A 26,184-nucleotide genomic window follows, 5' to 3' on the forward strand; every position below is an offset into this window, starting at 1 on the left:
CTCCATCACCAGCCCTCAGGGTGAATCACGATTTGCCTCACAAGGGAATCTGGAGGGTTCTGTGAGGTCGCGCTCACGCGAGGGCGCGGCAGGCGCTTATGACGCGACCTCATTGAAGCCGGATTGAACGAAGGCGCGGGAGGCTATTCGCGGTTTTGCAGCTATGGGGATTGTTCGAGATCGCCATGCCCGATCTGCTGGCTCGGCGCGTGAGGCAGAGACACAGGAGTGCGCATCCTGGAAGAGTTGAGATCAGACGCGCTTCGCCTGAGATCGCGATAGGCCTTTTGCTGCATCGGACGGTTGTTGTCGCGCAGTGTGACAGCACGGATTCGACATCGTCCGCGATGATCGAGACGCTGGGAGCGAAATGACGAATGATGATCGTCGTGCACGACATGACTTGGCTCACGATGTGTCGCATCGGAACGGTGATGTTCGAGGGCTGGGGCGTCTGAAGCTATGTCGAAAGCGCTCAATGATGCGCATGACGCCACCACAATCGGGACAGGCAGGAACCTCGGCCCAGGTTTGAGCCTCCGAATCCACAGGCGACGGCTGGCCATCGTTTGGGGCTGTTCGCTCATGATCGAGAAGTTCGCGGCAAAGGGCGAGCTTGGCAGCGCGATGGCGGTTGGCCATGAAGCCGAAGTGGCGGATGCGGTGGAAGCCGTCAGGCAGCGTATGAAGCAGGAAACGGCGAATGAACTCATCGGGCTTGAGATTCATGATCTTTGTCGCGCTGTTTTGGCGATAGTCCTTCCATGAGAAGGCGACATGATCGTCGTCGAGTGCGACGAGCCGGCTGTTGGCGATCGCGACGCGATGGGTGTAGCGGCCGAGATAGGCCAGGACCTGTGCGGGTCCGCCGAAGGGCCGCTTGGCGTAAACAACCCAGTTGATGCGTCGCATGGCGTCGAGGTGGGCCGCAAAGGCAGCCGGCTCGGCCAGAGCTCCGAGATCGCCGAAGAAACGCAAGGCACCGGAGTTGAAGGCTGCCGACAGACGTTTGAGAAAAAGTGTGCGAAATAGTCTGGACAACGGTTTGACGGCCAGGAAGAAGTTCGGTCGGCAAGCGGTCCAGCGCGCGCCATCGGGCGAGAGGCCGCCACCCGGAACGACGCAATGGACGTGGGGATGATGCATCAGCGTCTGTCCCCAGGTGTGGAGGACGGCGACGCCGCCGATCGCACCGCCGAGCCGGCGTGGATTGGCGGCGAGCGTCGTCATCGCCTCGGCGGCAGCCTTGAACAGGATGGCATAGACGACGGCCTTGTTCTGGAAAGCGATCGCGGCGATCGGTGCGGGAAGTGTAAAGACGACGTGGAAATAGGGAACCGGAAGCAGGTCGGCTTGACGCGCGGCGAGCCACGCGGCTCGGGCTCTCCCCTGACACTTCGGACAGTGCCGATTGCGGCAGGAATTATAGGCAACGCGTGTCGTGCCGCAGTCGTCGCAAGCCTGCATGTGGCCGCCGAGCGCCTCGGTCCGGCACGCAACGATCGCGCTCATTACGCGCCGCTCGACCCGCCCCAGATGACCGGCATGTACACGGCGATAGGCGTCGCCATGCCGGCGCAGAATATCGGCAATCTCGATGGCGGGCCTGTTGGAGCGGATGTCGGAGCGGGTCATGACCCGCATCCCGCTGCGGGTCATCCAGGTGGCGTCACCTCCAGCGACAGGCGATCGAGCGGGCTCTGCGTCGCTCGGATCGTATCGGTGGCGACCTGCGTGTAGCGCGCTGTCGACGACAAATTATTGTGCCCGAGCAAGACCTGGATGATCCGGATATCGGTTCCGTTCTCGAGAAGATGTGTCGCGAAGCTGTGGCGCAGCGTGTGCAGCGTGACGCGCTTGGTCAGGCCCGCAGCCTTCACCGCCGACCGGCAGGCGGCATGCAGCACGGTCTGATCGATCGGATGATCTTCGTCACGACCAGGGAACAGATAAAGCCGCGGCCGGGCGAGCCGCCAGTAGGTGCGCAGGATGCCCAGCAGCTGGGGCGACAGCATCACGTTGCGATCCTTCGCGCCCTTGCCGTGGCGCACCTGGATGACGCCGCGGGCGCTGTCGATGTCTTCGATCCGCAGTCCCGCAACCTCCGAGGCCCTGAGCCCGGCCGCATAGGCGGTGGTGAGCGCGGCGCGGCTCTTCAGGCTCGATACCGCTTCAAGAAACTGAACCACTTCGTCGGCGCTGAGAACGACCGGCAGCTTGCGCGGTTCTCGCGCATAGGGAATGCGCTCTGGGATGAGCGCCTCGCCGAGCGTGACGCCGTAGAAAAACCGTAGCGCACAGACGATCTGGTTCAGCGCCGGCCATGAGATGCCGGTCGAGACCAAATGCACCTGGAAGGCGCGGACGTCTTCCAGCTCTAACCGGTCAGGCGATCGGCCAAAATAGCGGCTGAACTTCGAAACCGCGCTGATGTAGGATCTTTGCGTCGCCGGCGACAGATTGCGGACGGTCATGTCTTCGATCAGGCGGCGGCGAAGAGGGCTCAAATCGGCCATCTCGATACTCCTGTCTGAGGGGGTGGGCTCCAACACCCACATCCTCTCAGCCAGGAGGCGATCTATGCCACCTTGCCCCCTACGCCGCGGCAGCGGCTTAGTTCAATCCCTTCCGATTCCGCCAGGTCAGAAAATGCTCTAGAGCCTATCCCGTTCGGATTGAATCGGAACGGGGCTCCAGATTCTTGTTTTGACGCGTTTTCTTCACGCGAACCGGTATCCACTTCGCTCGAAAACGCTCTAGGCGCTGCCAAAATATCGAAAACAACCCCATGCAAAGTAGCTGGCGGGTTCCGGCGCTCGACAAGGCAGCTTGACCGCCTGACGAAAATTAAGCGCCAAAGCTCTTCGGCGAGCCGGCGACCGGCGTGCCGCCGCCGGACGCCACCTTCATGACGGCAAGGCCGCGTTCATTGGTGCCGTCGGAGCGGAAACGGAACAGACCGTCGATCCCGGCAAAGCCGGATGGATTGGTCAGCGTCTCCGGTGCAAAACGCTGCGCACCCTGGGTACGCGCCAGCGCCGCCATCAGCGCGACGGCGTCATAGGCAAGCGTTGCGGTGCGCACCGGCTCGCCGCCGTATTTGGCGCGATAACGGCCGGCGAAGCTGCGGAAACCCGACGGATCGGGCGCGGCGTAGAGGCCGCCCTGCAGGACGGGGCTCGCGAACACCCGCGGATTGTCCCACAGCCCGGTGCCGAGCAGTTGGATGTTGCGCAGATTGGCCCCCGCTGTGGTGAGTGCGTCGGCGGTCGCGACCACCGAATCGCCGTCGTCGGCGAGCAGCAGCGCATCGGCCTGGCCGAGCGCCTGGGCAACGGTCCGCGCCGGCGTTGCGCGATCGGCGCCATATTTCTCGAATGCGACGACGCGGCCGTTCTTGCGGCCGACCGCCTGCTTGAATGCGGCCTCGACCACGTTGCCATAGGCGTTGTCCGGCACCATCGCGGCGAACGAGCGCTTTCCGATCCCGGCGGAGTAGTCGACGATCCGATTGATGTCGGATTCCGGCAGGAAGCTCAGCAGATAGACGCCGCGTCCGGCCACGCTCGAATCGGTGGAGAACGCGATCACCGAGGTGCCGCGCGGCCGTGTCAGTTGCGCGACCGCCGGCACGGAGCCTGCGAACAGCGGTCCCAGAATGATCTCGGCGCCTTCGGACAGCGCCTGCTGCGCACCCTGTGCCGCGCCCTGTGCGCTGCCGCCATCGTCCTTGATCAGGAGCTGGATATTCGGGTTCTGGAATTCGGCCAGCGCCATTTCGGCGGCGTTACGCATCGACTGCGCGGCGAGGCCGGCATTGCCGGACGCCGACAGCGGCAGGATCAGCCCGATCTTGACCTGCCCGGTGCCGACCGCCTGCGGCTGTTGCGGCGGGCCGGCCGGACCGGCTTCCTGGTTGCCGCCGAACGGACTGGAAAACTGGCTCAAGCTCTGCTGGACGCCGGAACAGGCGCTCAGCAACGGCGCGCCCACGAGCAGACCAAGCGCGGTTCGCCGGGTCGTGCCCGACGGTGGGGACGTGCGGTGATGCGGACCTGCCATCGTCTCTCTTCTCTTGACCGACCAGGATCGGCCAGGACTCCATCCGGCTCTGATGAGGCGGGTGGATTCAGGCATATTGTCGGCGATTAGTTAACTAAAACAAAAGGATTATGGCCTCGCGGCGCCGTTGCCGCGGCTCCCGTTTCCCTCAGCAACCGCCTACCGTCATCGCGGTTTCCGGATGTGGCGCAAGTGCTGCCATCCCTCTAGATTGGCATTATGCGCGCAAAAGCCAGTTCCCTCCACCATTCCGATGCCACGACAGGCACTGCGGCCAGGACCTTTTCGATCGGCGGCCAGCAGCTGGCGGCGCCAAAGGCCGCGCCCGGGCTCCATCTGGTGGCGACCCCGATCGGCAATCTCGCCGACATCACCCTGCGCGCGCTGGAGACGCTGGCGGGCGTCGACGTCATCGCCTGCGAGGACACCAGGATTACGCGCCGGCTGACCGAACGTTACGCAATCACCGCCGAGCTGGCGCTCTATCACGAGCACAACGCGGCCCAGGCCCGGCCCAAGATCCTCGAGCGATTGGCGCAGGGCGCCTCGATCGCACTGGTCTCCGACGCCGGCACGCCGCTGATCTCCGATCCCGGCTTCAAGCTGGTGCGCGAGGTCTGCGCCGCCGGACATGCCGTCATCGCGGTGCCGGGGCCATCGTCGGTGCTATCAGCGCTGTCGGTTGCGGCGCTGCCGACCGACCGGTTCTTCTTCGAAGGATTTTTGCCGGCGAAGGAGCACGCGCGCCGCGCGCGGCTTACCGAGCTCGCCCGGATCGATGCGACGCTCGTGATGTTCGAATCGGGCAATCGGGTGCAGGACACGCTGCGCGATCTCGCCGCGATCATGGCTGGGCGCGATGCGGCGATCTGTCGCGAGCTGACCAAACTGCACGAGGAGGTCAAGCGCGCGCCGGTCGCCGAGCTTGCGGCAGACGCGGACGCGCTGGAGACGCGCGGCGAGTTCGTGCTCGTGATTGGACCGCCGGCCGATGATGCCGGGGTGATGGGCCAGGATGCGCTCGACGATCTCCTGCGCGCGCAGCTTGGCCGCGGCAGCGTCAAGGATGCGGTGGCCCACGCGGTCGAACTGTCGGGCCGGCCGCGCCGCGAAGTTTACGCCCGCGCCCTCGAGCTCGCGAAGACCATCGGGGACGGCGATGGCGAAGACTGACAGCGCCTCGCCCGAACGCGTCGCCGCGTTCCGCACCGGCATCTCGGCCGAGAGCCGCGCCGCGGCCCTTCTGATCGCCAAGGGCTATCGCATCCTGGCAAGGCGCTTCCGCACCCCTTATGGCGAGATCGACCTGGTGGCGCGGCGGCGCAATCTCGTCGCCTTCGTCGAGGTCAAGGCCCGTGCCAGCCTCGACGACGCCGCCTATGCGGTGACGCCGCGCCAGCAGCAGCGCATCGTCAACGCCGCCCAGGCCTGGCTGATGGCGCATCCCGAACATGCCGAATTTGATCTCAGATTCGACGCCGTGCTGATTGCGCCGAAGAGCCTGCCGCGCCATCTGTTAGCGGCATTCGACGCAAGCCCTTAAAGTTACCCTCAGACCTCGCGGGACACACTTATGAATTTGAAGATCGCCGTCCAGATGGATCCCATCGCGCGCATCAACATCCGCGGCGATTCGACCTTTGCGCTGCTGCTCGAGGCGCAGAAGCGCGGCCACGGCATTTCCTACTACACGCCCGACAAGCTGTCGCTGCGCGGCGAGGAGCTGGTGGCGCCGGTGCAGCCTCTCACCGTGCGCGACGAGGTCGGCGATCACTTCACGCTGGGCGAGCCGAAGCGGGAGCCGCTCAACGGCTTCGACGTCGTGCTGCTGCGGCAGGACCCGCCGTTCGATCTCGCCTACATCACCTCGACCCATTTCCTCGAGCGCATCCATCCGAAGACCCTGGTCGTCAACAATCCGGCCAGCGTGCGCAACGCGCCGGAAAAGGTGTTCGTGATGAATTTCCCGCAGCTGATGCCGCCGACCCTGATCTCGCGCGACCTCGACGAGATCAACGCCTTCCGCGACCAGCACGGCGCCGTCGTCATGAAACCGTTGCACGGCCATGGCGGCGCCGCGGTGTTCCGCGTGATGCCGCAGGACATGAACTTCGGCTCGCTGTTCGACATGTTCTCGGTCACCTTCAGGGAGGCCTGGGTGATCCAGCGCTTCCTCCCCGAGGTGAAGCATGGCGACAAGCGCATCATCCTGGTCGACGGCGAATTCGCCGGCGCCGTCAACCGCGTGCCGGCGGCGGACGATCTGCGCTCCAACATGGTGCGGGGCGGTGCCGCCAAGGCGACCGAGCTCTCGGATCGCGAGCGCGAAATCTGCGCCACGCTCGGACCTGCGCTGCGCGAACGCGGCCTGGTGTTCGTCGGCATCGACGTGATCGACGGCAATCTGACCGAGATCAACGTCACCTCGCCGACCGGCATCCGCGCAATTCAGCGGCTCAACGGCCCGGATGTCGCAGCCATGATCTGGGATACCATCGAGAAGAAGCGCGCCGCGAAATAATCCTCTTCCCTTGTGCGCTGCACATGCAGGTTGAGCTCCAGCCAGAGTTCGACCGCGCTGCCGTTCGCCTTATTCTTCTTGCCAGCTTGCGCAGGCGAAGGCAGCATCCTCTTGCCTGCGTCAGGTCAAGCGGCGGCCAACGCGGGCGACAACGCGAAAATCTCATAAAAAATGTGGAGGAAGACGTTATGACGCTCAATGTCTCACGACGATCCTTGCTCGCGCTCGGTGCCGGTCTCGGCGCCAGCACACTCCTCGGCGGCACCGCACAGGCGCGCGCGCCGAAGCTCGGCACGCAGACACCCTATTGGCACCGCTTCGTTCTCGGCGATGCCGAAGTGACCGTCGTCTCCGACGGCCCGCTTCCGCTCGGCGACCCCTCCGGCACCTTCACCGGCGTGCCGAAGGAAGAAGTGAAGAAGATGCTCTCCGACAATTTCCTCTCGCCCGACAATGTCGTGCTCGAGCAGAACTCGCCGATCGTCAACATGGGCGACAGGCTGATCCTGTTCGATACCGGCATGGGCACCTCGAAGGCCTTCGGTCCGACCACCGGCCGGCAGCAGAAGAGCATGCAGGAAGCCGGCATCAAGCCGGAGGACATCGACGCCGTCGTGCTGTCGCACGCGCACATCGATCATATCGGCGGCATCGTCGGCGCCGACGACAAGCCGCTGTTCCCGAATGCGCAGTACTACATCGCGCAAAGCGATCTCGATTTCTGGACCGACGAAGGCAAGATGGGCAGTCCGTTGAAGGACTTTGTGGTGCACGCTCGCAAGAACCTGCTGCCGGTGCGCGACCGGATCGTGTTCTTCAAGGATGGCCAGGAATTCCTGCCCGGTGTGCAGGCGATCGCGGCGCCCGGCCACACCGTGGGCCACACCATCTTCCTGGTCAGTTCGGGCGGCAAGTCCTTTGCCTTCCTCGGCGACCTCTCGCATCACGCGGTGCTGCTGCTGGAGCGGCCGCGGATGGAGTTCTCCTACGACACCGATCCGAAGCAGGCGGCGAACTCACGGGTCAAGCTCCTCGATATGCTGGCCGCGAACAAGACGCCGGTGATGTCCTATCACTTCGCCTGGCCGGGCTACGGCCACGTTGCCAAGGCCGGCGAAGGCTTCCACTACTATCCGGAACCGATGCAAATGACGCTCTGACGGCGGCGCATCCGGGGGCGGCGCGCGTCGCCCCCGGATGATCCCTTAATGTTCTTGCGCTGGGCAGGTAATGCCCCAGTTTGAAATTTACTTTGGCGGATTGGCGGGCAGCGAATCGTAAATGGCCATCGCAGCCTTCCCGACATCTTGCAGGGGATGTTCGTCACAGTAGTTGTGAAGCAAGCTTTTGCGGGCTTGAAGCGAGCCCAAATTTTTGGATCGTTCGCCCTTCCTTAGAGCGTAGACGTTCAATCCGGAAAGAAAGCCATCAAGCCATCCGATAAAGTGCTTCTCGGTTTCTTCTGAGTTCGCCTTGTATAAAGTGCTGTACTGTCCGCACGTTGCTGTGCCCACGCCCACTGCCGCAACGGAGCCAGACATGGCCGGGGTACTTATCTGTAACGTGAGGAAGATCACTAAAGCTGAAACTCGCGTTCTCACCTCTTCCCCCTTTGTGAAGCTTAAGCGGCCGAAATTGCACGCTTCTTATATGGCCCGCGCTTCTTCGGCTCGCCCTCGCGCTTGTCGATCAGCGCCACGATATCGCTCATTTCAAGTGGCGACGAGACCAGACCGGCGGCCATTGCGGGCGTCAGGCCCTTAAGTGACTTGTGCGACTTGATGAAATTGTACCAGACGAAATAGAGCGATAGCGCGTGGTAGTGGTTCTCGACCTTCTTAGAGAAAGCGTTAGTAAGGCGCGTGAACCGGCGCATTGACATACGCATGGTGAGGTTCTGGCGCTCTACAAACGACGTTGAGACGTGCTTGATATCGGGCGAACCGAGAACCAGGTCGCGGTCAATGCCGATCAGTTTCGGCGGACTGTAGCGCTTCGCACCTTCCGACTCTTTGCCATACAGCTTTTGCAGAATGCCGTAGTCGATGCCGTCCGGGCCGAACGCATTGCTAATCGCCGTCAGGTAGGGGCGATGGCCGTCAGTGGTGAGTCGGACGCGATTGGCGAGCCGATCTTTCAAATCGTTGATGAATATGGTCGCGGCGTGGGTGTCGCGATCACCGACAAGCCAAGACAGGATCAGCTTGGTATCGGCATCAATCGCGGTCCACGTCCACACATCGCCAGAACCAAGGGGCGCGGCCTTCGCGCTCGGGAGGTTCTTTGCCTTAGGGTAGGCGAAGCTCCAGATTTCGTCGCACTGAACGCGCTGGGAATTGACGTTGCGGACGGTCGCATCATGGAAGGCGCTGCACGCGATGCCGGCATCCACCAGCAGCTTAGTCACGGTGTTCAGAGAGACGTCGGCAACCCGGGAGATGGAGCGCATGGAGGAACCCTCGCAGAGCATCTGGAGGATTTGGGCGCGCTTCTCGACCGGGAGTCTATTCATGCACGTATCATGAACAAACTCCCTACAGATGTCAAGCATTTAGTTCAGTTTGGATTCCAAATGGTAACCAGTTCCATGTAAGCATTTGGATTCGTAGGGATTTCTTGTTGCGTTGGGGCAAATTTTCCCCATTATAGGCGTGCACCGGGCTGGGCTCGAACCAGCGACCCCCCGTTTAGCAGACAGGCGCTCTATCCAGCTGAGCTACCGGTGCACGCAAGGCAAAGAAAGTCCGGCGGGGCGCTACTCCCGCCGGTAGTCGCGATCAGAACTAGCTGGTGTCGTAGCGGTGCCTACTCATCGCCTTCACCTCCTTTCTCAGAGCCCCGGCGTTCCAGCGCTGGGGTTCTTTGCTTCCATGCCCGCCTCGGACAAGAACCAGGTCTGGCCCTGCCTCCGGACGAGCGGTGGTGTCTCTTTAGAGAGCCTGTAAAGGCTCATCCCCACGGTTTTGTAGTGGATTTGACGATTCAGGAAGGTTTCTATGCGGCGACGCAGAACGGCCGCCTTTTCGCCCGCGGCACCGGCAATGCGCAAATAATGGAGGATCAAGTCGCGGACTGACGGCTCCGATCCTGCTGGCAACGTAGTGGATGCCACAGTCGGCGCTGGTCTGCTCTGTGTGAGATCGCCTGCCGTGATCTTGGGCGTAGCTGGTTGAGAGAAAAAGGCGGATGGTACTTTCGGGAAAAGGGTTGCTTGACTGGGTGCCCGAGCTTGCAAGCGCGGTGGAATGATCACCCCCGGGCGCACATCTTCTGGCAGCTCGATATCGACGCCAAAGAGCCGACCGGCCGCCCTGCAATCATACAAGGCGCGGTCAAATCCGCGAATCTCGCGCTCAACCTCGCCGCGTCGACGCACTGCATCGGCGCGCTGTTCCATCAAGTCCCGGAACTTCTCGACTACTGCGCCCGCAGCTGCTTTACGAACCTCGTCGTCCATCTACGTCCACCCGATTCTACCGGATGGGTTCCGTGTAGGCCTTCTACGTAACTTCTACAAGGCACAAGATTAAGATTCCCACCTTTTTTGCGCAGCTTTCTTGCTGATCTCGCGCCTTCGCGCCGGGGAAAGGCTATCAGCCCGTGATTCGCCGCCGATCTTGCCGCCCTTGGCCCGATTCGGGGCCTTGCTGGGCACGTCCTCGACTTCGCCGGTCGCGATGCGGCCGATCAGCATGGCGTTCTGCACGGTGTCAGCGTGGCGCTTCTCGCCCTTGGGGCCTTTAGGCATCGGTATCTTTCCGTTCTTCCCAGACGCGATAATAAGCTGTTCCGGGCGGTCGTCTCAGGCAGATTAGGGCAACGCGCGCAAACTTTTCAGCCTCTGCCGCAGACGCAAATGCGTCCGGCAGGACGTGAAGTGGCGCTTCGTTATCGTCGGGGCCGTATTGATCGACCAATACAACTTCTGCTCGGAACATCGGCAAAATATGGCGGCCCGTAGGCGGAATCGCCAGACCGATCAAGTTGCCAAGATTTCAAACTGAGGCATTACCGCTGGGTAGCCTGCTCCGCTACCTTGGGTGGCGGAAGATAGGGGCAGCATGGTCCAGCGGGTTTCCACCGTCGCATTCGAGGGGATCGAGGCTCGCGCGGTCGACGTACAGGTCCAGGTCGCGCCGGGTCTGCCAGCGTTTGCAAATGCTGACTGTCAATGACAAAACATCAGCGTATTTCTACGGGTCCCCTATCGTTCACCGGACCCTATTTGGCCACCCGCCCGTCCCCGGCTTCACTCAGATCGGCTTCAAGGGGTCGGCCGCCGCCTTACTCACGGCTGGTTTTTGTTTTGCCCGCAGCTACATTTCGGTCCCCTGGCAGGCGCGGCTTCACGTCAGCTTCACCGACGACCCCGGCCTTGCCACCGTCCGGGTCCGGATCGCCGACAGCGCCGAGGCCGCCGACTTCACGGTGATCGACGACATCGACGAGGCCGAGGCCGGCGCCTGCGAAGGCAACGCCGCGCCGCAGCTGATCGGGATTTCCAGCGCGCCGACCGCAACCGGCCCGATCATCTATCTTTCCCATGACGGCCCGTTCGATTACCGCGTCTACGTGCAGTCGAAGACGTTCTCGGCGCGCGATGCCGCTGCCCTGATCGTCAGCGCCCGCGGCGGACACCGCCGTCTCGAAGCGGCATCGCTGGCGCCGTACGCACGCTTGCGCGACCAGACAATGGCGGAGTTAACCCCCCGCTAACCCTGTTCCGAGGGTGGCGCGAAACGGCCACCAACCTCAAGCACTTTTCAAGGTGGCCGACGCATCGTCGTCACCAGATCGGGCACTCTCAGGACCACCATTGATGGGGCGTTTCTTCCGGATCAAGTTGCGCCTTCGCCGCTTCCTGCGACGCCATTCCTGGGTCGCGACGATCGTCCGTTCCTTCACGATCTTCTCCGTCGCATTCGGCGGCGCCTTCGGGTTCATTTCAGGCGCGCTCTCGCAACACAGCGGCTACGATCCCAATACATTCGCGATCGGTGTCAGCTTCCTGTTCGCGCTCGCCTGTCTCTGGATCGTGACGCTCGGCATCCGGCTGCGGCTGATGCGCAGAAGGTTGCGCACCATCGTCATGCACAATGAGGCGATGGCCGACCGCAACTGGGAACTGCAGGAGGCCGAACAGCGCGCCTCCGCCCTGTTCGAGGCGCAGGACGATTTGATCGTGCTGCGCGACCTCGACGGCCTCATCACCTACGCCAACGACGCCTATTGCGCGCTGGCCCAAATCCCCCGCGGCGAATTGATCGGCAGTACCGCTACCCTCAAGGTGCTCGAGCAGGGCGACACCGCGCTCGAATCCAACGGCACGCGAGTCTACGACCAGAAGATCGAGGGACCGCTCGGGCCGCGCTGGATCGCCTGGCGCGAGGGCCTCGTGCGCAACGATGCCGGCGCGCCGGCCGAGATGCAGAGCGTCGGCCGGGACGTCACCGACCGCACCGAAAGCGAGCGCGCGCTGGCCGAAGCCCGCGATCAGGCCGACGCCGCCAACCGCGCCAAGTCGCGCTTCCTTGCGATGGCAAGCCACGAGATCCGCACCCCGCTGAACGGCATCATCGGCATGAGCGGACTGCTGATGGACACCCAGCTGACGCCAGAGCAGACGACCTACGTCAAGGCGGTCAAGACCTCCGGCGACGCGCTGCTCGCGCTGATCGAGGAGCTGCTCGACTATTCCAAGATCGAGGCCGGCAAGATCGATCTCGAACACCGCGCCTTCGCGCTGTCCGGCTTGATCGAGGACACCACCGAATTGCTGGCGCCGCGCGCGCAGGCCAAGGGCATCGAGATCGCCGCCTATGTCGACGAGCGGTTGCCGATGCAGGTAACCGGCGACGCCGCACGACTGCGCCAGGTGCTGCTCAATCTCGCCGGCAACGCCATCAAGTTCACCGCGACCGGCGGCGTCGCGCTGATCGTCGAGCCCGGCATCTGGCCGAACGAGATCAGCTTCCTGGTTCGCGATACCGGCATCGGCATCGCACCGGACGCGCAGCAGCGCATCTTCCGGGAGTTCGAGCAGGCCGACGACCGCATCGCGCGCAGCTATGGCGGCACCGGCCTCGGCCTCTCGATCAGCGACCGCATCGTCAAGCGAATGGGTGGCCGGATCTCGCTTGCAAGCACGCCGGGCGCGGGCTCGACCTTCGAGGTCTCGATCCCGCTCGCCGCCGCCGACACCGGCGAGGCCAATGGCTTCACAGCGCCCGACCTCGCCGGCCAATCCATCATGCTGGTCGCACCGCACAGCATCGAGGCTTCGCTGGCCTCGCGGCGGCTGCAGCGCTGGGGCGCGCAGACGTGCATCGTGTCGGATACCAATGTCGCCGAGGCATTGCTGCCGGAGCGGAGCTGGCACACCGTCCTGATCGATCACACGCTCGGCCCGCAGGCGATCGAGGCGTTCGCCAACGCTGCTCGCATCCACGCAACCCATCGCATCGTGATGGTCACGCCGGCGACGCGGCACGACCTCTCGGCCTCCGATGCAACCGTGTTCACGGGCTATCTGGTCAAGCCGCTGCGTGCGTCGTCGCTCGCCGCACGCCTGACCGCGTCACCCGAAATCGCCGCGCCAAGCCTTGCAATCGAGACGGTCGCCGAGTCCGCGCCCACTGCGCCGGCGGCCGCGCCACCGGGGCTCTCGATCCTGGTTGCGGAAGACAATGAGATCAACGCGCTCCTGATGCGCTCGCTGCTCGCCCGGCTCGGCCACACCGTGGTCATCACCACCAATGGCGAGCAGGCCATGGAATCCTGGCTCTCGGCGAGGTCGGCCGGCACGCCTTACGATCTCGTGCTGATGGACATCCAGATGCCGCGCCTCAACGGCATCGAGACCACCAAGCAGATCCGCGCCCACGAGTCCGGCGGGCTGTCCGGCCAGTCCGGACGCCGGACGCCGATCCTGGCGCTGACCGCCAACACGCTGGTGGAGGATCGCTACGCCTGCTTCGAAGCCGGCATGGATGGCTTTCTGATCAAGCCGCTCGACCGCGAGAAGCTCGAAGAAGCGCTGGCGACCCTTGCCGCCGCGCGGCATATCGCGGCGTAGCAGGCAAAACCTCTCCAGTGTCGTCCCTGCAGGGACGACGGCTGTGATTTGGAAACGCTACAGCCGGCGCAGCGCGACCGACTGCACCACATGGTCGGCGCCCTTCTTCAGGATCAGCGTCGCGCGCGGCCGGGTCGGCAGGATGTTGTCCTCGAGATTGGCGAGGTTGGTGCGCTCCCAGATCGCGATCGCGGTTGCGGTCGCTTCCTCGTCCGACAGCAGCGCATAGCGGTGGAAGTAGGACCTCGGATCGGTGAACGCGGTGTCGCGCAGCGCCAGGAAGCGCGTGATGTACCACTGCCGCAGCGCGGACTCGTCGGCGTCGATATAGACCGAGAAATCGAAGAAGTCGGAAACGAACGGCACGGCCTTGCCGTCGCGCGGCAGCCGCCCGGTCTGCAGCACGTTGACGCCCTCGACGATCAGGATGTCGGGCTGGTCGATCTCAACCCATTTGTTCGGCACGATGTCATAAGTCAGATGCGAATAGACCGGCGCGCGCACGCGGCGCCGTCCAGCCTTGATGTCGCTGAGGAACGACAGCAGGGTCGGCAGGTCGTAGCTCTCAGGAAAGCCCTTCTTCTGCATGATGCCCTGCCGCTCGAGCACGGCATTCGGAAACAGGAAACCGTCGGTCGTGATCAGGTCGACCTTCGGCCGCGGCGACCAACGTGCCAACAGCGCCTGCAGCACGCGGGCGGTGGTCGACTTGCCGACGGCCACCGAACCGGCGACGCCGACGATATAGGGCATCTTGCGGTCGCGGATGTTGAGGAACTGGCGCTGCGAATAATACAGCCGCTGGGTCGCATCGACATAAATGGAGAGCAGTCGCGACAACGGCAGGTAGATGTCCTCGACCTCCTGCAAATCGAGGCGGTCGTGCATCGAACGCAGGCGGTCGAACTCGCCCGGCTCGAGCGTCATCGGCGTATCGTCGCGCAGATGCGACCATTGCTGGCGCGTGAAGGTGCGGTAGGGGTTGTACTGCTGATCTGGTGCCCGGATGTCCATGAGGCCGCCCCTCTCATCAATGCGCTCGATCATGTGCGCTAGTCGCGCTTGCGCGACGCCTTCTCTTCCAGTCCCGACATCGAGGTGCGCTTCTCCAGCGCGGCCTCGACATCCTCCAGCTTCACGCCGCGTGATTTCAACAGAACCAGCAGGTGAAACACCAGATCGGCACTTTCCGCGATGAGATGATCGCGGTCATTCCCGACCGCGGCAATCACGGTCTCGACCGCTTCCTCGCCCAATTTCTTGGCGCAATGCTCCGCGCCCTTGTCGAGCAGCTTGCGGGTATAGGACGCCTCGCCGCCCGTTGCAGCGCGGGCGTCGATGGTGGCAGCCAGATCGTGGACCGTGAAACGCGACATCAACTCAACTCAAGCATGCGCACCGGCACCGCTTTGGTGCCATCCCTAGGTGGGGGCTTAGCATTTTTGTGACACGGAGTCCCCAACCACTCGGTTTGAGCGTGGTCTTTTCGGAAAACCGGTCTCCACTTTGCGCTAACGCGGCCGTACCGGTCCGGACCACGCACGCTAGGGATCGAGGCGCATCGGCAGGCCGGCGCGCACCATGTGATCCTTGGCCTGGCGGATGGTAAATTCCCCGAAGTGGAAGATCGAGGCGGCCAGCACGCCGGTGGCATGACCCTCGCGGACGCCATCGACCAAATGATCGAGATTGCCGACGCCACCGGACGCGATGACCGGTACGGGAACACTGTCCGCGATCGCCCGGGTCAGCGGCAGGTCAAAGCCCTGCCTCGTGCCGTCCCGGTCCATCGAGGTCAGCAGGATTTCACCGGCGCCGAGCGCGACGACCTCCTGGGCATATTCGATGGCATCGATCCCGGTGGCATTACGCCCACCATGGGTAAAGATCTCCCAGCGCTCCGAGCCGCCGGCGCGCTTGACCCGCTTGGCGTCGATCGCGACCACGATGCATTGCTCGCCGTACTTCTCGGCTGCTTCCTTGACGAACTCACGGCGGCTGACGGCCGCTGAATTGATCGAGACCTTGTCGGCGCCGGACCGCAGCAGGATCTTGATGTCGTCGACGGTGCGGACGCCGCCGCCCACGGTCAGCGGCATGAAGCAGGCTTCCGCCGTCCGCCGCACCACATCCAGCATGATGCCGCGGTTCTCATGCGTGGCGGTGATGTCGAGGAAGGTGAGCTCGTCGGCGCCGGCGGCGTCATAGGCGATCGCGGCCTCGACCGGGTCGCCGGCGTCGCGCAAATCGACGAAGTTGACGCCCTTGACCACGCGCCCGTCCTTGACGTCGAGACAGGGGATCACACGAACCTTGAACATGTATGCCTCCTACGCCGCGCTGCGGATCAGCTTGAGCGCGGCGGCCGGATCAAGCCGTCCGTCGTAGAGCGCGCGGCCGACGATCGCGCCGGCGAGCTTTTTGGCCCGCGGCTCCAGCAGCGCCTTGACGTCGTCGATCGAGGCAAAGCCGCCGGAGGCGATCACCGGAATGGAGATGCGGTCGGCGAGGGCGATCGTGGCGTCGAGGTTGAGGCCCTTGAGCAGGCCGTCGCGGGCGATGTCGGTGAAGATGATCGCGGCCACGCCGGCATCCTCGAAGCGCTGCGCGATCTCGAGCGCCGTCACATGCGAGGTCTCGGCCCAGCCCTCGACCGCGACCTTGCCGTCGCGCGCATCGAGACCCACCGCGACGCGGCCGGGGAATTTCTTTGCCGCGCCCTTCACCAATTCGGGATCGCGCACCGCCGCGGTGCCGATGATGACGCGCGCAATGCCCTTGTCGAGCCAGGCTTCGATGGTCTTGAGGTCGCGGATGCCGCCGCCGAGCTGCACCGGCATGGTGACGGCCTTCAGCATCGCCTCTACCGCATGCGCATTCATCGGCTTGCCGGCGAAGGCACCGTCGAGATCGACGACATGGAGATATTCGAAGCCCTGCGCGGCGAAGCTCGCCGCCTGCGCCGCCGGATCGAGATTGAACACGGTGGCGCGCGCCATGTCGCCCTGCTCCAGGCGCACGCACTGGCCGTTTTTCAGATCAACCGCTGGAAAAAGAATCACGGCTTCCACTTCAAGAAATTGGAGATCAGAGCGAGGCCGAAACGCTGGCTCTTCTCGGGGTGAAACTGGGTGCCAACAGCGGTGTCCTTGCCGACGATCGCGGTCACCGGCCCGCCATAGTCGGCGCGGGCCAGCACGTCCGCCTCGTTGGCGGCGTTGAGGTGATAGGAGTGCACGAAATAGGCGTGGCGCCCCTTCGGCCCGAGCGGCAGCCGCTCCAGCACCGGATGCTCGCGCACCATGTCGAGCGTATTCCAGCCCATGTGCGGGACCTTCAGGCTCTCGTCGCGCGGCTCGATCTTCACGACATCGCCGCCGATCCAGTTGAAGCCCTCGGTGATCACGTGCTCCTTGCCGCGCGTCGCCATCAGCTGCATGCCGACGCAGATGCCGAAGAACGGCCGCGCCTTGACCCGCACCGCCTCGGTGAGCGCTTCCAGCATGCCGTCGACCGCATCGACGCCGCGGCGGCAATCGGCGAACGCGCCGACGCCAGGCAGCACGATCCGATCGGCGCGATACACCGCATCGGGATCGCGCGTCACCTTGATGGCTTGCGGATCCTGCATGCTGCGCGCGGCGCGCTCGAAGGCCTTTGCCGCCGAATGCAGATTGCCGGAGCCGTAATCGATGATTGCAACGGTCATCGCGATCCTCCCGGCTCTGGAAACAATCCGATGATGCCGCCCTGCGGCATCGGCGGGGGTTTTGAGAATGATTGACCGGGCACGTCCCGGGTCGGAGGCGGTCCGCCGCGATCGACAGACCGCTGGTCGTTGACAGCGCCGCGATGCCGCGCGGTCCAGCGCTCGAAGAAGCGGCGCTCGGCCGCGTCCATGTTGTCGGCCACGACGACGTCGAGCTGGCGCCACTTGCGCCGCGACAGCGTCCAGCGTTGCAACGTCGCAGCCTCCAGCCCGATCAGCACCATCAACACCAGGTCGACGAGCAAGATCGCGCCGCGGCCGATCCCGAGCTTGGCCAGCGCAAAATCGATCGCGAAGGTCAGCACCAGCCAGCCGATCAGCGCCAGCCAGAGCCTGTTCCAGGCCAGCCAGACCGCGCCGGCGACCGCGGCCCAGAAATGGAAGCCGTCGCGCACGAAGACGAACTTGTCGGCCGCCGCGAGATCGGCGCCGTTGGCCACGGGGGCATGCACTGTATAGACCGGCATCGAACGCTCCGCCGAGGATGGACTCTTACTTACCGCATGATCTCCGGGAAAACCGGTGCCACCGTGTCCGGATCATGCTCCCGGGGTCAGCCGCCGAGCTGGCCCTTTGTCGAGGGCACTTCGCCCTGGGCACGCGGATCGATCGCAACCGCCGTCCGGAGCGCCCTCGCCAAACCCTTGAAACAAGATTCGGAGATATGATGGCTGTTCTCGCCATATAGGGTCTCGACGTGGAGAGTCACGCCGGCGTTCATCGCGAAGGCGTTGAACCATTCGCGCACCAGCTCGGTGTCGAACTCGCCGATCTTGTCGCGCGGGAACTCGACCTTGAACACCAGCACCGGGCGGCCCGAAATGTCGATCACGATGCGCGACAGCGTCTCGTCCATCGGCATGTGGATCGAGGCGTAGCGGGTGATGCCGGCCATGTTGCCGAGCGCCTGCTTCACGGCCTGCCCGAGCGCGATTCCGACGTCTTCGGTGGTGTGGTGGTAATCGACATGGAGATCGCCATCCGCCTTCACCGTGATGTCGATGCGCGAATGCCGGGCCAGGAGGTCGAGCATATGGTCGAAGAAGCCGATCCCGGTCGAAACCGTGGATACGCCCGCTCCGTCAAGGTTGACCGTCACCTCGATGTCGGTCTCCTTGGTCTTGCGCTTGATGGTTGCCGTGCGCATGAAGATTGAGCTTTCCCGTGCCGAAAACGCCGGTCTTTTAACAGGCTGATGTCACCTTCGCTACTGCGGGATGATCCCGAAACGCCCTAACTTCGGGCCATGGTGACCCAAATTCCTTGCTAAATCGCCCGATTGTAACCCCCTGCCCGACCGCCTAAATCTGCCCGGAAGAGAGGTAACCTATGCAAGCATCCCAAAATGAGCTGCCGGTCTGGCATGGCACCACGATCTGCACGGTCCGCAAGGGCGGCAAGGTGGTGATCGGCGGCGACGGGCAGGTCTCGATTGGCCAGACCGTGATCAAGGCCAATGCCAAGAAGGTCCGGCGGATCGGCAAGGGCGACGTGATCGGCGGCTTTGCCGGCGCCACCGCCGACGCCTTCACCCTGTTCGAGCGGCTGGAGAGCAAGCTGGAGCAATATCCGGGGCAACTGACCCGGGCGGCCGTCGAACTCGCCAAGGACTGGCGGACCGACCGTTATCTGCGCCGGCTGGAGGCCATGATGATCGTGGCCGACAAGGACGTCTCCCTGGTGCTGACCGGCACCGGCGACGTGCTGGAGCCCGATTCCGGGGTCATGGCGATCGGCTCCGGCGGCAATTATGCCCTCGCCGCGGCCCGCGCGCTGGTCGATACCGACAAGGACGCCGAGACCATCGTGCGCCGCGCGCTGGATATCGCCGCAGATATCTGCGTCTACACCAACCGGAACGTGACGATCGAGACGATCGGCGGCTGAGCATGGCCAGCCCCTATCACTTCCGTCCGATGACGACGGCCGACCTGCCGCTAATCAAGCAGTGGCTGGCACAGCCGCATGTCCGGGAGTGGTGGGGCGATCCGGCCGAGCAATATGCGCTGGTCAGCGGCGACCTCGACGAGCCGGCGATGGACCAGTTCATCGTTGCCTCCGAGGACAACGATTTCGGTTACATCCAGTGCTACGACCTGACGACGTGGAATTGCGGCTTCGGCAAGCAGCCGGAGGGCACCCGCGGCATCGACCTCTTCATCGGTGAGCCCGACATGGTGGCAGGTGGCCACGGCTCGGCGCTGATCCACGCCTTTGTCGACGACCGGCTGGCGCAAGGCGCGCCACGCATCGTCACCGATCCCGATCCGGCCAATGCGCGGGCCGTACGCGCCTATGCGAAAGCGGGTTTTCAGGAGGCCGGAATAGTCGATACGCCCGACGGGCCTGCGCTATTGATGGTCCGCGACAAATGACACTCGCGCCGAAGTCCGACACCGGCGTTTCAGCCTGGCACTGGCTCGCAATCGCCGCCGCACTGCTCGCACTGCAGGCCGCGCTGCTTTATGCGATGGGCCGCCTGCCGATCTGCGCCTGCGGCTATGTCAAACTCTGGCATGGTGCAGTCCAGAGCTCGGAGAATTCGCAGCACATCACCGACTGGTACACGCTATCGCATGTGCTGCATGGCCTGATGTTCTACGGCCTGACCTTCCTGGCGCTGCCTCGCCGCGCCTGGCCGGGACGGCTGATTGTCGCGATGCTGATCGAGGGAAGCTGGGAGCTCGTCGAAAACTCGAACTGGATCATCGAGCGCTACCGCGCCGGCACGATCTCGCTGGATTATTACGGAGACACCATCGTCAATTCGGTGTCGGACACGTTGGCGATGGTCTTCGGTTTCCTGCTCGCGCGCAAGCTGCCAATCGTTGCAACGGTCGCGCTCGGCGTTGCCTTCGAAACCGTGATGCTGCTCCACATTCGCGACAATCTGACGCTTAACATCATCATGCTGATCCACCCGTTCGAGGCGATCAGGCAGTGGCAGGCCGGACCGCCGATCCTTTAGGCGGTCATGCCTTGGAACGCAGCCGCTTGCCGAGACCACGATTTCAACCTAGCTAGAGCCAATGACCGACTTCTCCCCCCGCGAAATTGTTTCTGAACTTGACCGTTTCATCGTCGGCCAGGCCGATGCCAAGCGCGCGGTGTCGATCGCGCTGCGCAACCGCTGGCGGCGGCTGCAACTTGCCGGTTCCCTGCGCGAGGAGGTTCTGCCCAAGAACATCCTGATGATCGGGCCGACCGGCGTCGGCAAGACCGAGATCGCGCGGCGGCTGGCCAAGCTTGCAGGCGCGCCGTTCCTCAAGGTCGAAGCCACCAAGTTCACCGAGGTCGGCTATGTCGGCCGCGACGTCGAGCAGATCGTCCGCGACCTCGTCGAGGTGGCGATTTCGCAGACCCGCGAGCGCAAGCGCAAGGACGTCCAGGCGCGTGCCCAGCTCGCCGCCGAGGAGCGCGTGCTGGATGCGCTGGTCGGCCCCGGAGCAAGCCCGGCGACGCGGGAGTCGTTCCGCAAGAAGCTGCGCGCCGGCGAGCTCAACGACAAGGAAATCGAGGTCGAGACGCAGTCGTCCGGCAGCGGCATGCCGATGTTCGAAATCCCCGGCATGCCCGGCGCCCAGATGGGCGCGATCTCGCTCGGCGACATCTTCGGCAAGATGGGCGGACGCAGCAAGACGCGCCGCCTGACCGTGGAAGGCTCGCACGAGATCCTCGTCAACGAGGAGTCCGACAAGCTGCTCGACACCGACCAGCTGGTGCAGGAGGCGATCAGCGCCGTCGAGAACAACGGCATCGTCTTCCTTGACGAGATCGACAAGATCTGCGTGCGCGAGAACCGCGCCGGCGGCGACGTCTCCCGCGAAGGCGTGCAGCGCGACCTGCTGCCGCTGATCGAAGGCACCACGGTCTCGACCAAGCACGGCGCGGTCAAGACCGACCACATCCTGTTCATCGCCTCGGGCGCCTTCCATATCGCCAAGCCGTCGGACCTCCTGCCCGAACTGCAAGGCCGCCTGCCGATCCGCGTCGAGTTGCAGGCACTGTCCCGCGACGACATGCGCCGGATCCTGACCGAGCCGGAGGCGTCGCTGATCAAGCAATATGTCGCGCTGCTGAAGACCGAGGGCGTCACGCTCGACATCACCGACGGCGCGATCGACGCGCTGGCCGACGTCGCGGTCGCGGTCAATTCTACGGTCGAGAATATCGGCGCGCGCCGGCTGCAGACCGTGATGGAGCGGGTGCTGGACGAGATCTCCTTCACCGCGCCTGATCGCCACGGCGAGACGATCCAGGTCGACGCCGACTACGTCACCAAGCATGTCGGCGACCTCGCCAAGAACGCCGATCTGAGCCGGTTTATTTTGTAGGCGGGACAGCTATCGTCGCCCCGGCGAAGGCCGGGGCCCATAACCCCCGCAGCCCGCAGTAACCAAGACTCGGGCCGACATTCCTTCTAAAAACTGCCTTCGGTGGTTATGGGTCCCGGGTCGCGCTTCGCTTGCCCGGGACGACGAGAGTGGGCGATCGATGAATCTGCGAGTCTGGGAAAACCCCTGGCGCTTGATGCTGGCCGTCAATGCGGCGGTGCTGGTCGGGGTGTTCCTGCACAAGATCGCGCTGCCGCCCTTCGTCCCCTACATCCATCTCCTGGTCGACTATCACTACGGCTTCACCAAGCGCGCACTGATCGGCGCGATCGTGTCGCTGTTCACCGACAAGGTGCCGGTGTGGCTGGTGTTCGCGCTGGCCGGCGCGGTCTGGCTGGTGACGCTCGCCCTGTTCGTCAAACTGTTCCAGCGGACATTCGGCTTCGACGATGCGCATTGGCCGCTGTTCATTTTCATCGCGGGATCGCCGTTCTTCCTGAAGAATTTCATGCACACGCTCGGCCATTTCGACATCTATGGCTGTGCGCTGACGATCGTGCTGCTGCTGATTCCGGCGCGCTCGGTCCTCTATGTGCTGATCGCGGCGCTGTTCTCGATCCTGCTGATCCTGGTCCATCACATCTTCGTCCTGATGTATGTTCCGACCATCGCGGCGATCGTGGTGCTGCGCTTCTATCTGATGCAACGCGTGATGCCGCGGAACATCGCCGTCGGCCTTATCGCGCTCGCGGCGGTCGGCATCCTGTTCCTGGTCGCGCAGTTCGCGGGCACGGTCGAGGTGCCTTATGACGAATTCATCCGTCATCTGCAGAGCCGGATGGCCGATCCGTCGCGAACCGACCTGCTTCAGTTCGGCTACATCTGGTACCAGCCGCTGTCGAAGGAGTTCGCCGACACCTGGGCGCGGATGCCCTCGAACATCCTGGGCGTCCCGGTGTTTGCGCTGCTGATCTGGCTGCACGCGCCGCTGTGGCGCTATTTCACGCGGCTGATCGGCGCGCTCGCGAATGAGCTGCATCGGCGGATCGTGTTCGCCGCACTCATCATGATCAGCGCCGGCTATTTCGTGATGTTCGTGACCGTGTTCGACTATTCGCGCTGGATCTCGAACTGGGCGGTCTGCACGTTCCTGATGCTGCACGCCACCAAGATGCTGCCAGCGTCGAAGGACGTGCCGCCGATCCCGTCAGACGATCGCAAGACGACGATCTTCGGCTGGATCGTTACGCTGATCCCGCGCGTCGGGATCGTGCGGCCGTTCTAATCTCAGGCTCGCGCGCGCCGGACGCGCACATAGAGCGCGCCCTCGCCGCCATGGCCGATATGCGCTTCCTCGAAGCCGACCACCAGCGAACGGAATTCCGGCAGGCTGAGCCATTCCGGCACCTGCCGGCGCAGCACGCCGCGTTCGGAATCCGCCCCGCCGACCTTGCCCTTGCCGGTGATGACGAGCACGAAGGTGAGCCCGTCGCTGTGCGCGCGTTGCAGGAAGGTGAACAGCACGCGATGCGCGCGGATCTGCGTCATGCCGTGCAGATCAAGCCGCGCATCGATCTCCTGCCGGCCGCGCGAAAGCTTTGCACGTTCGCGGCGGCCGATCGGCGCCAGCGGCGGCACCTGCGGACGCGACGCCGGCGCCGCCTTGACCGACGTCACCGGCTTGACCGGGATGGGCTTGGCCGCGGCGTGATGCGTGGCCGGGTCAGAGGCTGCGGCGTGGGCTTTCGGTGCGGCCGGCCTCTTGCGCAGCGGCTTGACCTGCTTGGCCACGCTTTCCCAGAGCGCACGCTCTTCCTCGCTCAGCGCGCGTTTGCGCCGCGACGGAGCGGACAGATCGGGGATCGGCACGGGTCGTTTCATTGATCGCGGTGATGACGATAGCGCCGAGTGCGCCGCTTCTCCGGTTGCGGAATGTCGGGCCGGGCGACCGGCAACGGCACCGGTTCTGCCACAGGCGCCGACTGTGCAACAGAGGTCATTGCAGCCGGTGCTGCGGGCGCGACATCCTTCGCGGCCGGGCCCTTGGCGGCGCCATTTGCCGCGTCCTTGCTCCCAGCCTTGGCGACGGTCGCAGTCGGTACATCCGCCGGCTTGTCCTTTAGCGGATCGGTCTGCGGAAACAGTTTTGCGATCCTGGCCGACGGCCGCTCGTCAGGGATAGGCAGCTTGTGGCCGCGCGCGACGGGATCGAGCCCCTTCGGCACCAGCATCACGAACTGCATGTTGTGCCGCAGCCGGCCCGAGACCTTGCCGGCATCCGCGCCGGCGCCGAAATAGAGATCGGCGCGCGCCGGGCCGACGATCGCCGATCCAGTATCCTGCGCGATCATCAGGCGATGGAACGGCGTCTTGGATTGCTCGGATTCGATCGGCAGCTCGCCGGCAATGAAGAACGGCGTGCCGTAGACATGCAGCGCCTTGTCGACCGCGATCGAGCGGCCGGGCGTCAGCGGCACGCCCTGCGCGCCGACCGCCTCGTCCTTGTCGGACAGCGGAACCTCGCGGAAGAACACGTAGGCGCGGTTCTGCCGCCGCAACTCCTTGGCGCCGTCGGGATTTTGCTCCATCCACTCCCTGATCTTCTGCATCGACATCTGGTCCTTCGGGATGATGCCGCGGTCGATCAGGACGCGTCCGACCGGCGTATAGGGATAGCCATTATGCGCGTCGTAATTGATGCGCAGGGTGGTGCCGTCCTCGAACTTGATCCGCGCCGAGCCCTGGATCTGCGCGAACAAGAGATCAGTCTGGCTCTTCAGCCAAGCGATCTCGAGCCCACGGCCGGCGATCGCGCCGTCCTCGATCTGGCCGCGGTCGTAATAGGGCACGAGCTTGCGCCGGCCGATCTTGCGATACACAGGACCGCTGTTGGGCAGGCCGACAGAAGCTTGCGTCTTGCCCCGCACGAACAGGTTGGACGGCCGGCGATAGACCGGAACATTGTAGACGTCGGTCTGGGTCCGCGAGCCATCGAGCACCGGCTCGTAATAGCCCGTGACGAAGCCGGCATCCTCGCCGAGGCGCGAGATGCGCAGCGGGACAAAATTCTGCTCGAAGAATTCCTTCGCTTTCGCGCCACTGGCGAGATCGAGCCCCTTGGCGATCCCGCAGGGATCGCGCAGCGAGCTGCCGAGCGCCTTCGAATCCGCGGGCGCGCCCTGCTGGGCCGTGATCGGCTTGCAGCTGGTGCGAAACGCCCTGTAGGCCGCGAGATGATCGTCGTCGCTCCAGCCGGAGACGTTGGCCCAGGCGAGCGGCTCATACTGGCTGCCGCTGACCTGCAACGGCAATTCCAGATTGGGATAGGGGATCGGGTGGCTATGCTCGTGTCGCGGCGCAGCGTGCCGGCTCGACCTGTAGCGCGCGGCTATCGCCGCGGTGGAGCACACAACCGCGAGCGCGCAGCACGCGATCGCGAGGCGCCCGTAGCTGAGATGTTTAGTGAGCGCTTCCAGTTCCAACCAGCTTCCAATTCGGATCGCGGGAAGTCGAGTCGCGGGCAAATGTCCAGATGTCGGTAATGTCGGCGACCTTGTCCGGGCTGCCGTCGACGATCGTTCCCGCCTTGTCGCGCGTGACCGAGATCATCTGCGACACAAAGCGGACGGTCAGCTGGGTCGAGCGATCGCGCGTCTCCGCGCTGACGATCTCGGCCTTGTCGATCGACACGAACCGCGTCTCGGTCTTCTGCTCGTGCTTCTCGCGATCCTTGATCGCGGCCTCGAAGCTTTCATAGACCTCGGCCGACAGCAGGTCGCGCAACGCGCGGCGATCGCCGTTGGCGAAGGCCAGCACGATCATTTCATAGGCCGAGCGGGCGCCCGAGAGGAAATGCCGCGGATCGAACGAGGAATCCTGGGCCACAACCGCGTCGAGACCCTGCGCCAGCGGCGTGCCGGGCTCGGCGATGCCCTTCCAGCGCTCCGTGGGCTCGACCGGTTCGGCGGGCGCGGCCGGGGCCGGCTGATCGATCACCGATCCCGGGATCGGCACGACGTTGTTATCCTGGCCGCGCTGCAGGACGTTGGGTGCTGCACGATCATACGGCGGCCGCTCGCTTCCTGTGCGCTGGCCGAGAACGCTGCGCAGGCGCAGGAAGATAAATACGGCCAGCGCCAGGAAGATGATGGTGTAGATATCCACGTCGAATTCGCTTTCTGGTCTCTGCCGGCAACGGGCCGGGCATCAAAGCGTTCCCGGTCGGGAACGGCAGAGATTACATCACCGATTGAGTCCGCAGCATGTAGGCACGAAACTATGCCCGGCCAATGGCGCTTTTTGGCACGGGCAAGTGTAGCGCGTTTTGACCCCGGGGGAAACCCGTTCCTTCCCGGAAATCGCGTATCTTCAATAATTTAGGAAGCCGTTAAGGGATTGGGCGGAGTTGCGCTCACTGCCCCGT

General features: G+C 64.1%; 28 protein-coding genes, 1 tRNA gene and 1 pseudogene. 12 read left to right on the plus strand and 18 right to left on the minus strand.

The window, feature by feature from the left end:
• Positions 1-408 precede the first annotated feature (408 nt).
• From HU230_RS33280 to HU230_RS33290, 3 genes are all read right to left on the minus strand, one after another.
• The gene (locus HU230_RS33280) at positions 409-1,635 is read right to left on the minus strand and encodes an IS91 family transposase (RefSeq protein ID WP_176396397.1); all 1,227 of its coding nucleotides are present in this window, start codon (positions 1,633-1,635) and stop codon (positions 409-411) included.
• Positions 1,636-1,655: 20 nt separating this feature from the next.
• A complete protein-coding gene (locus tag HU230_RS33285) occupies positions 1,656-2,516 on the minus strand; it encodes a tyrosine-type recombinase/integrase (protein WP_176534546.1) in 861 nt (286 codons plus the stop codon).
• A 331-nt stretch (positions 2,517-2,847) separates the two neighbouring features.
• Positions 2,848-4,062 (minus strand): penicillin-binding protein activator, encoded by a 1,215-nt coding sequence (locus tag HU230_RS33290; RefSeq protein WP_176534545.1) that lies wholly within the window; start codon positions 4,060-4,062, stop codon positions 2,848-2,850.
• 219 nt (positions 4,063-4,281) lie between these two features.
• Between HU230_RS33290 and rsmI the strand changes: the two genes are divergently transcribed.
• The 4 genes from rsmI (at position 4,282) to HU230_RS33310 (ending at position 7,743) form a co-directional block, all read left to right on the plus strand.
• Positions 4,282-5,235 carry a 16S rRNA (cytidine(1402)-2'-O)-methyltransferase gene (rsmI, locus tag HU230_RS33295; RefSeq protein ID WP_176534544.1) on the plus strand — a complete coding sequence of 318 codons (954 nt, stop codon included), beginning with the start codon at positions 4,282-4,284 and terminating at the stop codon, positions 5,233-5,235.
• Entirely contained in the window at positions 5,222-5,605 is a 384-nt protein-coding gene (locus HU230_RS33300; protein ID WP_176534543.1) for a YraN family protein, read from the plus strand. Before rsmI ends, HU230_RS33300 begins: the two co-directional genes overlap by 14 nt.
• 30 nt (positions 5,606-5,635) lie before the next feature.
• Entirely contained in the window at positions 5,636-6,583 is a 948-nt protein-coding gene (gshB, locus tag HU230_RS33305; protein ID WP_176534542.1) for a glutathione synthase, read from the plus strand.
• 188 nt (positions 6,584-6,771) lie between these two features.
• Positions 6,772-7,743, plus strand: a complete 972-nt coding sequence (locus tag HU230_RS33310) for an MBL fold metallo-hydrolase (RefSeq protein ID WP_176534541.1) — start codon at positions 6,772-6,774, stop codon at positions 7,741-7,743.
• 87 nt (positions 7,744-7,830) lie between these two features.
• On the opposite strand, the gene HU230_RS33315 is transcribed toward HU230_RS33310, so the two are convergent.
• From HU230_RS33315 to HU230_RS33335, 5 genes are all read right to left on the minus strand, one after another.
• Positions 7,831-8,124 carry a hypothetical protein gene (locus HU230_RS33315; protein ID WP_176534540.1) on the minus strand — a complete coding sequence of 98 codons (294 nt, stop codon included), beginning with the start codon at positions 8,122-8,124 and terminating at the stop codon, positions 7,831-7,833.
• Positions 8,125-8,204: 80 nt separating this feature from the next.
• On the minus strand, positions 8,205-9,095 hold the full coding sequence (locus HU230_RS33320; RefSeq protein ID WP_176534539.1) for a DDE-type integrase/transposase/recombinase: 891 nt from the start codon (positions 9,093-9,095) through the stop codon (positions 8,205-8,207).
• 140 nt (positions 9,096-9,235) lie between these two features.
• Positions 9,236-9,309 (minus strand) — tRNA-Ser (locus HU230_RS33325).
• A 104-nt stretch (positions 9,310-9,413) separates the two neighbouring features.
• Positions 9,414-10,040 (minus strand): hypothetical protein, encoded by a 627-nt coding sequence (locus HU230_RS33330; RefSeq protein ID WP_176534538.1) that lies wholly within the window; start codon positions 10,038-10,040, stop codon positions 9,414-9,416.
• Positions 10,041-10,109: 69 nt separating this feature from the next.
• Entirely contained in the window at positions 10,110-10,277 is a 168-nt protein-coding gene (locus tag HU230_RS33335; RefSeq protein WP_224943838.1) for a hypothetical protein, read from the minus strand.
• Positions 10,278-10,644: 367 nt separating this feature from the next.
• Between HU230_RS33335 and HU230_RS33340 the strand changes: the two are divergent.
• The 3 genes and pseudogenes from HU230_RS33340 to HU230_RS33350 form a co-directional block, all read left to right on the plus strand.
• Positions 10,645-10,740: pseudogene (locus HU230_RS33340) on the plus strand (ATP-binding protein); the annotation flags it as partial.
• A gap of 1 nt (position 10,741) precedes the next feature.
• Positions 10,742-11,299 (plus strand): hypothetical protein, encoded by a 558-nt coding sequence (locus HU230_RS33345; RefSeq protein ID WP_224943841.1) that lies wholly within the window; start codon positions 10,742-10,744, stop codon positions 11,297-11,299.
• A gap of 103 nt (positions 11,300-11,402) precedes the next feature.
• Complete coding sequence (locus HU230_RS33350) at positions 11,403-13,658, plus strand: PAS domain-containing hybrid sensor histidine kinase/response regulator (protein WP_176534536.1); 2,256 nt, start codon at positions 11,403-11,405, stop codon at positions 13,656-13,658.
• 57 nt (positions 13,659-13,715) lie between these two features.
• Here HU230_RS33350 and coaA read toward each other — a convergent pair whose 3' ends face one another.
• The 7 genes from coaA to hisB all read right to left on the minus strand — a co-directional run bounded on the left by coaA (position 13,716) and on the right by hisB (position 18,574).
• Positions 13,716-14,672, minus strand: a complete 957-nt coding sequence (gene coaA, locus HU230_RS33355) for a type I pantothenate kinase (protein ID WP_176535301.1) — start codon at positions 14,670-14,672, stop codon at positions 13,716-13,718.
• 38 nt (positions 14,673-14,710) lie between these two features.
• A complete protein-coding gene (locus tag HU230_RS33360; protein ID WP_176534535.1) occupies positions 14,711-15,034 on the minus strand; it encodes a phosphoribosyl-ATP diphosphatase in 324 nt (107 codons plus the stop codon).
• Positions 15,035-15,202: 168 nt separating this feature from the next.
• Positions 15,203-15,979: an imidazole glycerol phosphate synthase subunit HisF gene (gene hisF, locus HU230_RS33365; RefSeq protein WP_106321824.1), complete on the minus strand. Its 777-nt coding sequence runs from the start codon at positions 15,977-15,979 to the stop codon at positions 15,203-15,205.
• Positions 15,980-15,988: 9 nt separating this feature from the next.
• On the minus strand, positions 15,989-16,720 hold the full coding sequence (gene hisA / locus HU230_RS33370) for a 1-(5-phosphoribosyl)-5-[(5-phosphoribosylamino)methylideneamino]imidazole-4-carboxamide isomerase (protein WP_176534534.1): 732 nt from the start codon (positions 16,718-16,720) through the stop codon (positions 15,989-15,991).
• Positions 16,717-17,367: an imidazole glycerol phosphate synthase subunit HisH gene (gene hisH / locus HU230_RS33375; RefSeq protein WP_176534533.1), complete on the minus strand. Its 651-nt coding sequence runs from the start codon at positions 17,365-17,367 to the stop codon at positions 16,717-16,719. Before hisH ends, hisA begins: the two co-directional genes overlap by 4 nt.
• Positions 17,364-17,894: a DUF2628 domain-containing protein gene (locus tag HU230_RS33380; RefSeq protein ID WP_176534532.1), complete on the minus strand. Its 531-nt coding sequence runs from the start codon at positions 17,892-17,894 to the stop codon at positions 17,364-17,366. Before HU230_RS33380 ends, hisH begins: the two co-directional genes overlap by 4 nt.
• Positions 17,895-17,980: 86 nt before the next feature.
• Complete coding sequence (gene hisB, locus HU230_RS33385; protein ID WP_176534531.1) at positions 17,981-18,574, minus strand: imidazoleglycerol-phosphate dehydratase HisB; 594 nt, start codon at positions 18,572-18,574, stop codon at positions 17,981-17,983.
• A gap of 182 nt (positions 18,575-18,756) precedes the next feature.
• On the opposite strand from hisB, the gene hslV reads away from it, so the two are divergent.
• The 5 genes from hslV to HU230_RS33410 all read left to right on the plus strand — a co-directional run bounded on the left by hslV (position 18,757) and on the right by HU230_RS33410 (position 23,046).
• Positions 18,757-19,314, plus strand: a complete 558-nt coding sequence (hslV, locus tag HU230_RS33390) for an ATP-dependent protease subunit HslV (RefSeq protein WP_074130005.1) — start codon at positions 18,757-18,759, stop codon at positions 19,312-19,314.
• 2 nt (positions 19,315-19,316) lie between these two features.
• Positions 19,317-19,802: a GNAT family N-acetyltransferase gene (locus HU230_RS33395; RefSeq protein WP_176534530.1), complete on the plus strand. Its 486-nt coding sequence runs from the start codon at positions 19,317-19,319 to the stop codon at positions 19,800-19,802.
• Positions 19,799-20,395, plus strand: a complete 597-nt coding sequence (locus HU230_RS33400) for a DUF2585 domain-containing protein (RefSeq protein ID WP_176534529.1) — start codon at positions 19,799-19,801, stop codon at positions 20,393-20,395. The genes HU230_RS33395 and HU230_RS33400 overlap by 4 nt, the downstream gene beginning before the upstream one ends.
• A 61-nt stretch (positions 20,396-20,456) precedes the next feature.
• Positions 20,457-21,761, plus strand: a complete 1,305-nt coding sequence (gene hslU, locus HU230_RS33405) for an ATP-dependent protease ATPase subunit HslU (protein ID WP_176534528.1) — start codon at positions 20,457-20,459, stop codon at positions 21,759-21,761.
• 160 nt (positions 21,762-21,921) lie between these two features.
• On the plus strand, positions 21,922-23,046 hold the full coding sequence (locus HU230_RS33410; protein ID WP_176534527.1) for a hypothetical protein: 1,125 nt from the start codon (positions 21,922-21,924) through the stop codon (positions 23,044-23,046).
• A gap of 2 nt (positions 23,047-23,048) precedes the next feature.
• Here the strand turns inward: HU230_RS33410 and HU230_RS33415 are convergent, their stop codons facing one another.
• The 3 genes from HU230_RS33415 to HU230_RS33425 are packed head-to-tail and all read right to left on the minus strand — an operon-like array spanning position 23,049 to position 25,925.
• Complete coding sequence (locus HU230_RS33415) at positions 23,049-23,642, minus strand: Smr/MutS family protein (RefSeq protein WP_176534526.1); 594 nt, start codon at positions 23,640-23,642, stop codon at positions 23,049-23,051.
• Positions 23,639-25,243 carry an MltA domain-containing protein gene (gene mltA / locus HU230_RS33420; RefSeq protein ID WP_224943843.1) on the minus strand — a complete coding sequence of 535 codons (1,605 nt, stop codon included), beginning with the start codon at positions 25,241-25,243 and terminating at the stop codon, positions 23,639-23,641. The genes HU230_RS33415 and mltA overlap by 4 nt, the downstream gene beginning before the upstream one ends.
• Entirely contained in the window at positions 25,221-25,925 is a 705-nt protein-coding gene (locus tag HU230_RS33425) for a Tim44/TimA family putative adaptor protein (RefSeq protein ID WP_092121026.1), read from the minus strand. Before HU230_RS33425 ends, mltA begins: the two co-directional genes overlap by 23 nt.
• Between the last annotated feature and the right edge of the window lie 259 nt (positions 25,926-26,184).

The sequence above is a fragment of the Bradyrhizobium quebecense genome, from assembly GCF_013373795.3.
Lineage (GTDB): Bacteria > Pseudomonadota > Alphaproteobacteria > Rhizobiales > Xanthobacteraceae > Bradyrhizobium > Bradyrhizobium quebecense.

Excerpts from the sequence above, each read along its gene's own strand:
- HU230_RS33335 (WP_224943838.1), bottom strand. The coding sequence starts at position 10,277 with ATGCTGATCGGCCGCATCGCGACCGGCGAAGTCGAGGACGTGCCCAGC.
- coaA (WP_176535301.1), bottom strand. The coding sequence starts at position 14,672 with ATGGACATCCGGGCACCAGATCAGCAGTACAACCCCTACCGCACCTTC.
- HU230_RS33310 (WP_176534541.1), top strand. The coding sequence starts at position 6,772 with ATGACGCTCAATGTCTCACGACGATCCTTGCTCGCGCTCGGTGCCGGT.
- hslU (WP_176534528.1), top strand. The coding sequence starts at position 20,457 with ATGACCGACTTCTCCCCCCGCGAAATTGTTTCTGAACTTGACCGTTTC.
- HU230_RS33410 (WP_176534527.1), top strand. The coding sequence starts at position 21,922 with ATGAATCTGCGAGTCTGGGAAAACCCCTGGCGCTTGATGCTGGCCGTC.
- hisF (WP_106321824.1), bottom strand. The coding sequence starts at position 15,979 with ATGTTCAAGGTTCGTGTGATCCCCTGTCTCGACGTCAAGGACGGGCGC.
- gshB (WP_176534542.1), top strand. The coding sequence starts at position 5,636 with ATGAATTTGAAGATCGCCGTCCAGATGGATCCCATCGCGCGCATCAAC.
- rsmI (WP_176534544.1), top strand. The coding sequence starts at position 4,282 with ATGCGCGCAAAAGCCAGTTCCCTCCACCATTCCGATGCCACGACAGGC.
- HU230_RS33290 (WP_176534545.1), bottom strand. The coding sequence starts at position 4,062 with ATGGCAGGTCCGCATCACCGCACGTCCCCACCGTCGGGCACGACCCGG.
- HU230_RS33330 (WP_176534538.1), bottom strand. The coding sequence starts at position 10,040 with ATGGACGACGAGGTTCGTAAAGCAGCTGCGGGCGCAGTAGTCGAGAAG.
- HU230_RS33285 (WP_176534546.1), bottom strand. The coding sequence starts at position 2,516 with ATGGCCGATTTGAGCCCTCTTCGCCGCCGCCTGATCGAAGACATGACC.
- HU230_RS33380 (WP_176534532.1), bottom strand. The coding sequence starts at position 17,894 with ATGCCGGTCTATACAGTGCATGCCCCCGTGGCCAACGGCGCCGATCTC.
- HU230_RS33400 (WP_176534529.1), top strand. The coding sequence starts at position 19,799 with ATGACACTCGCGCCGAAGTCCGACACCGGCGTTTCAGCCTGGCACTGG.
- HU230_RS33345 (WP_224943841.1), top strand. The coding sequence starts at position 10,742 with ATGCTGACTGTCAATGACAAAACATCAGCGTATTTCTACGGGTCCCCT.
- HU230_RS33315 (WP_176534540.1), bottom strand. The coding sequence starts at position 8,124 with ATGTCTGGCTCCGTTGCGGCAGTGGGCGTGGGCACAGCAACGTGCGGA.
- hslV (WP_074130005.1), top strand. The coding sequence starts at position 18,757 with ATGCAAGCATCCCAAAATGAGCTGCCGGTCTGGCATGGCACCACGATC.
- HU230_RS33395 (WP_176534530.1), top strand. The coding sequence starts at position 19,317 with ATGGCCAGCCCCTATCACTTCCGTCCGATGACGACGGCCGACCTGCCG.
- HU230_RS33320 (WP_176534539.1), bottom strand. The coding sequence starts at position 9,095 with ATGAATAGACTCCCGGTCGAGAAGCGCGCCCAAATCCTCCAGATGCTC.
- hisH (WP_176534533.1), bottom strand. The coding sequence starts at position 17,367 with ATGACCGTTGCAATCATCGATTACGGCTCCGGCAATCTGCATTCGGCG.
- HU230_RS33415 (WP_176534526.1), bottom strand. The coding sequence starts at position 23,642 with ATGAAACGACCCGTGCCGATCCCCGATCTGTCCGCTCCGTCGCGGCGC.
- HU230_RS33280 (WP_176396397.1), bottom strand. The coding sequence starts at position 1,635 with ATGACCCGCTCCGACATCCGCTCCAACAGGCCCGCCATCGAGATTGCC.
- hisB (WP_176534531.1), bottom strand. The coding sequence starts at position 18,574 with ATGCGCACGGCAACCATCAAGCGCAAGACCAAGGAGACCGACATCGAG.
- HU230_RS33300 (WP_176534543.1), top strand. The coding sequence starts at position 5,222 with ATGGCGAAGACTGACAGCGCCTCGCCCGAACGCGTCGCCGCGTTCCGC.
- HU230_RS33350 (WP_176534536.1), top strand. The coding sequence starts at position 11,403 with ATGGGGCGTTTCTTCCGGATCAAGTTGCGCCTTCGCCGCTTCCTGCGA.
- HU230_RS33360 (WP_176534535.1), bottom strand. The coding sequence starts at position 15,034 with ATGTCGCGTTTCACGGTCCACGATCTGGCTGCCACCATCGACGCCCGC.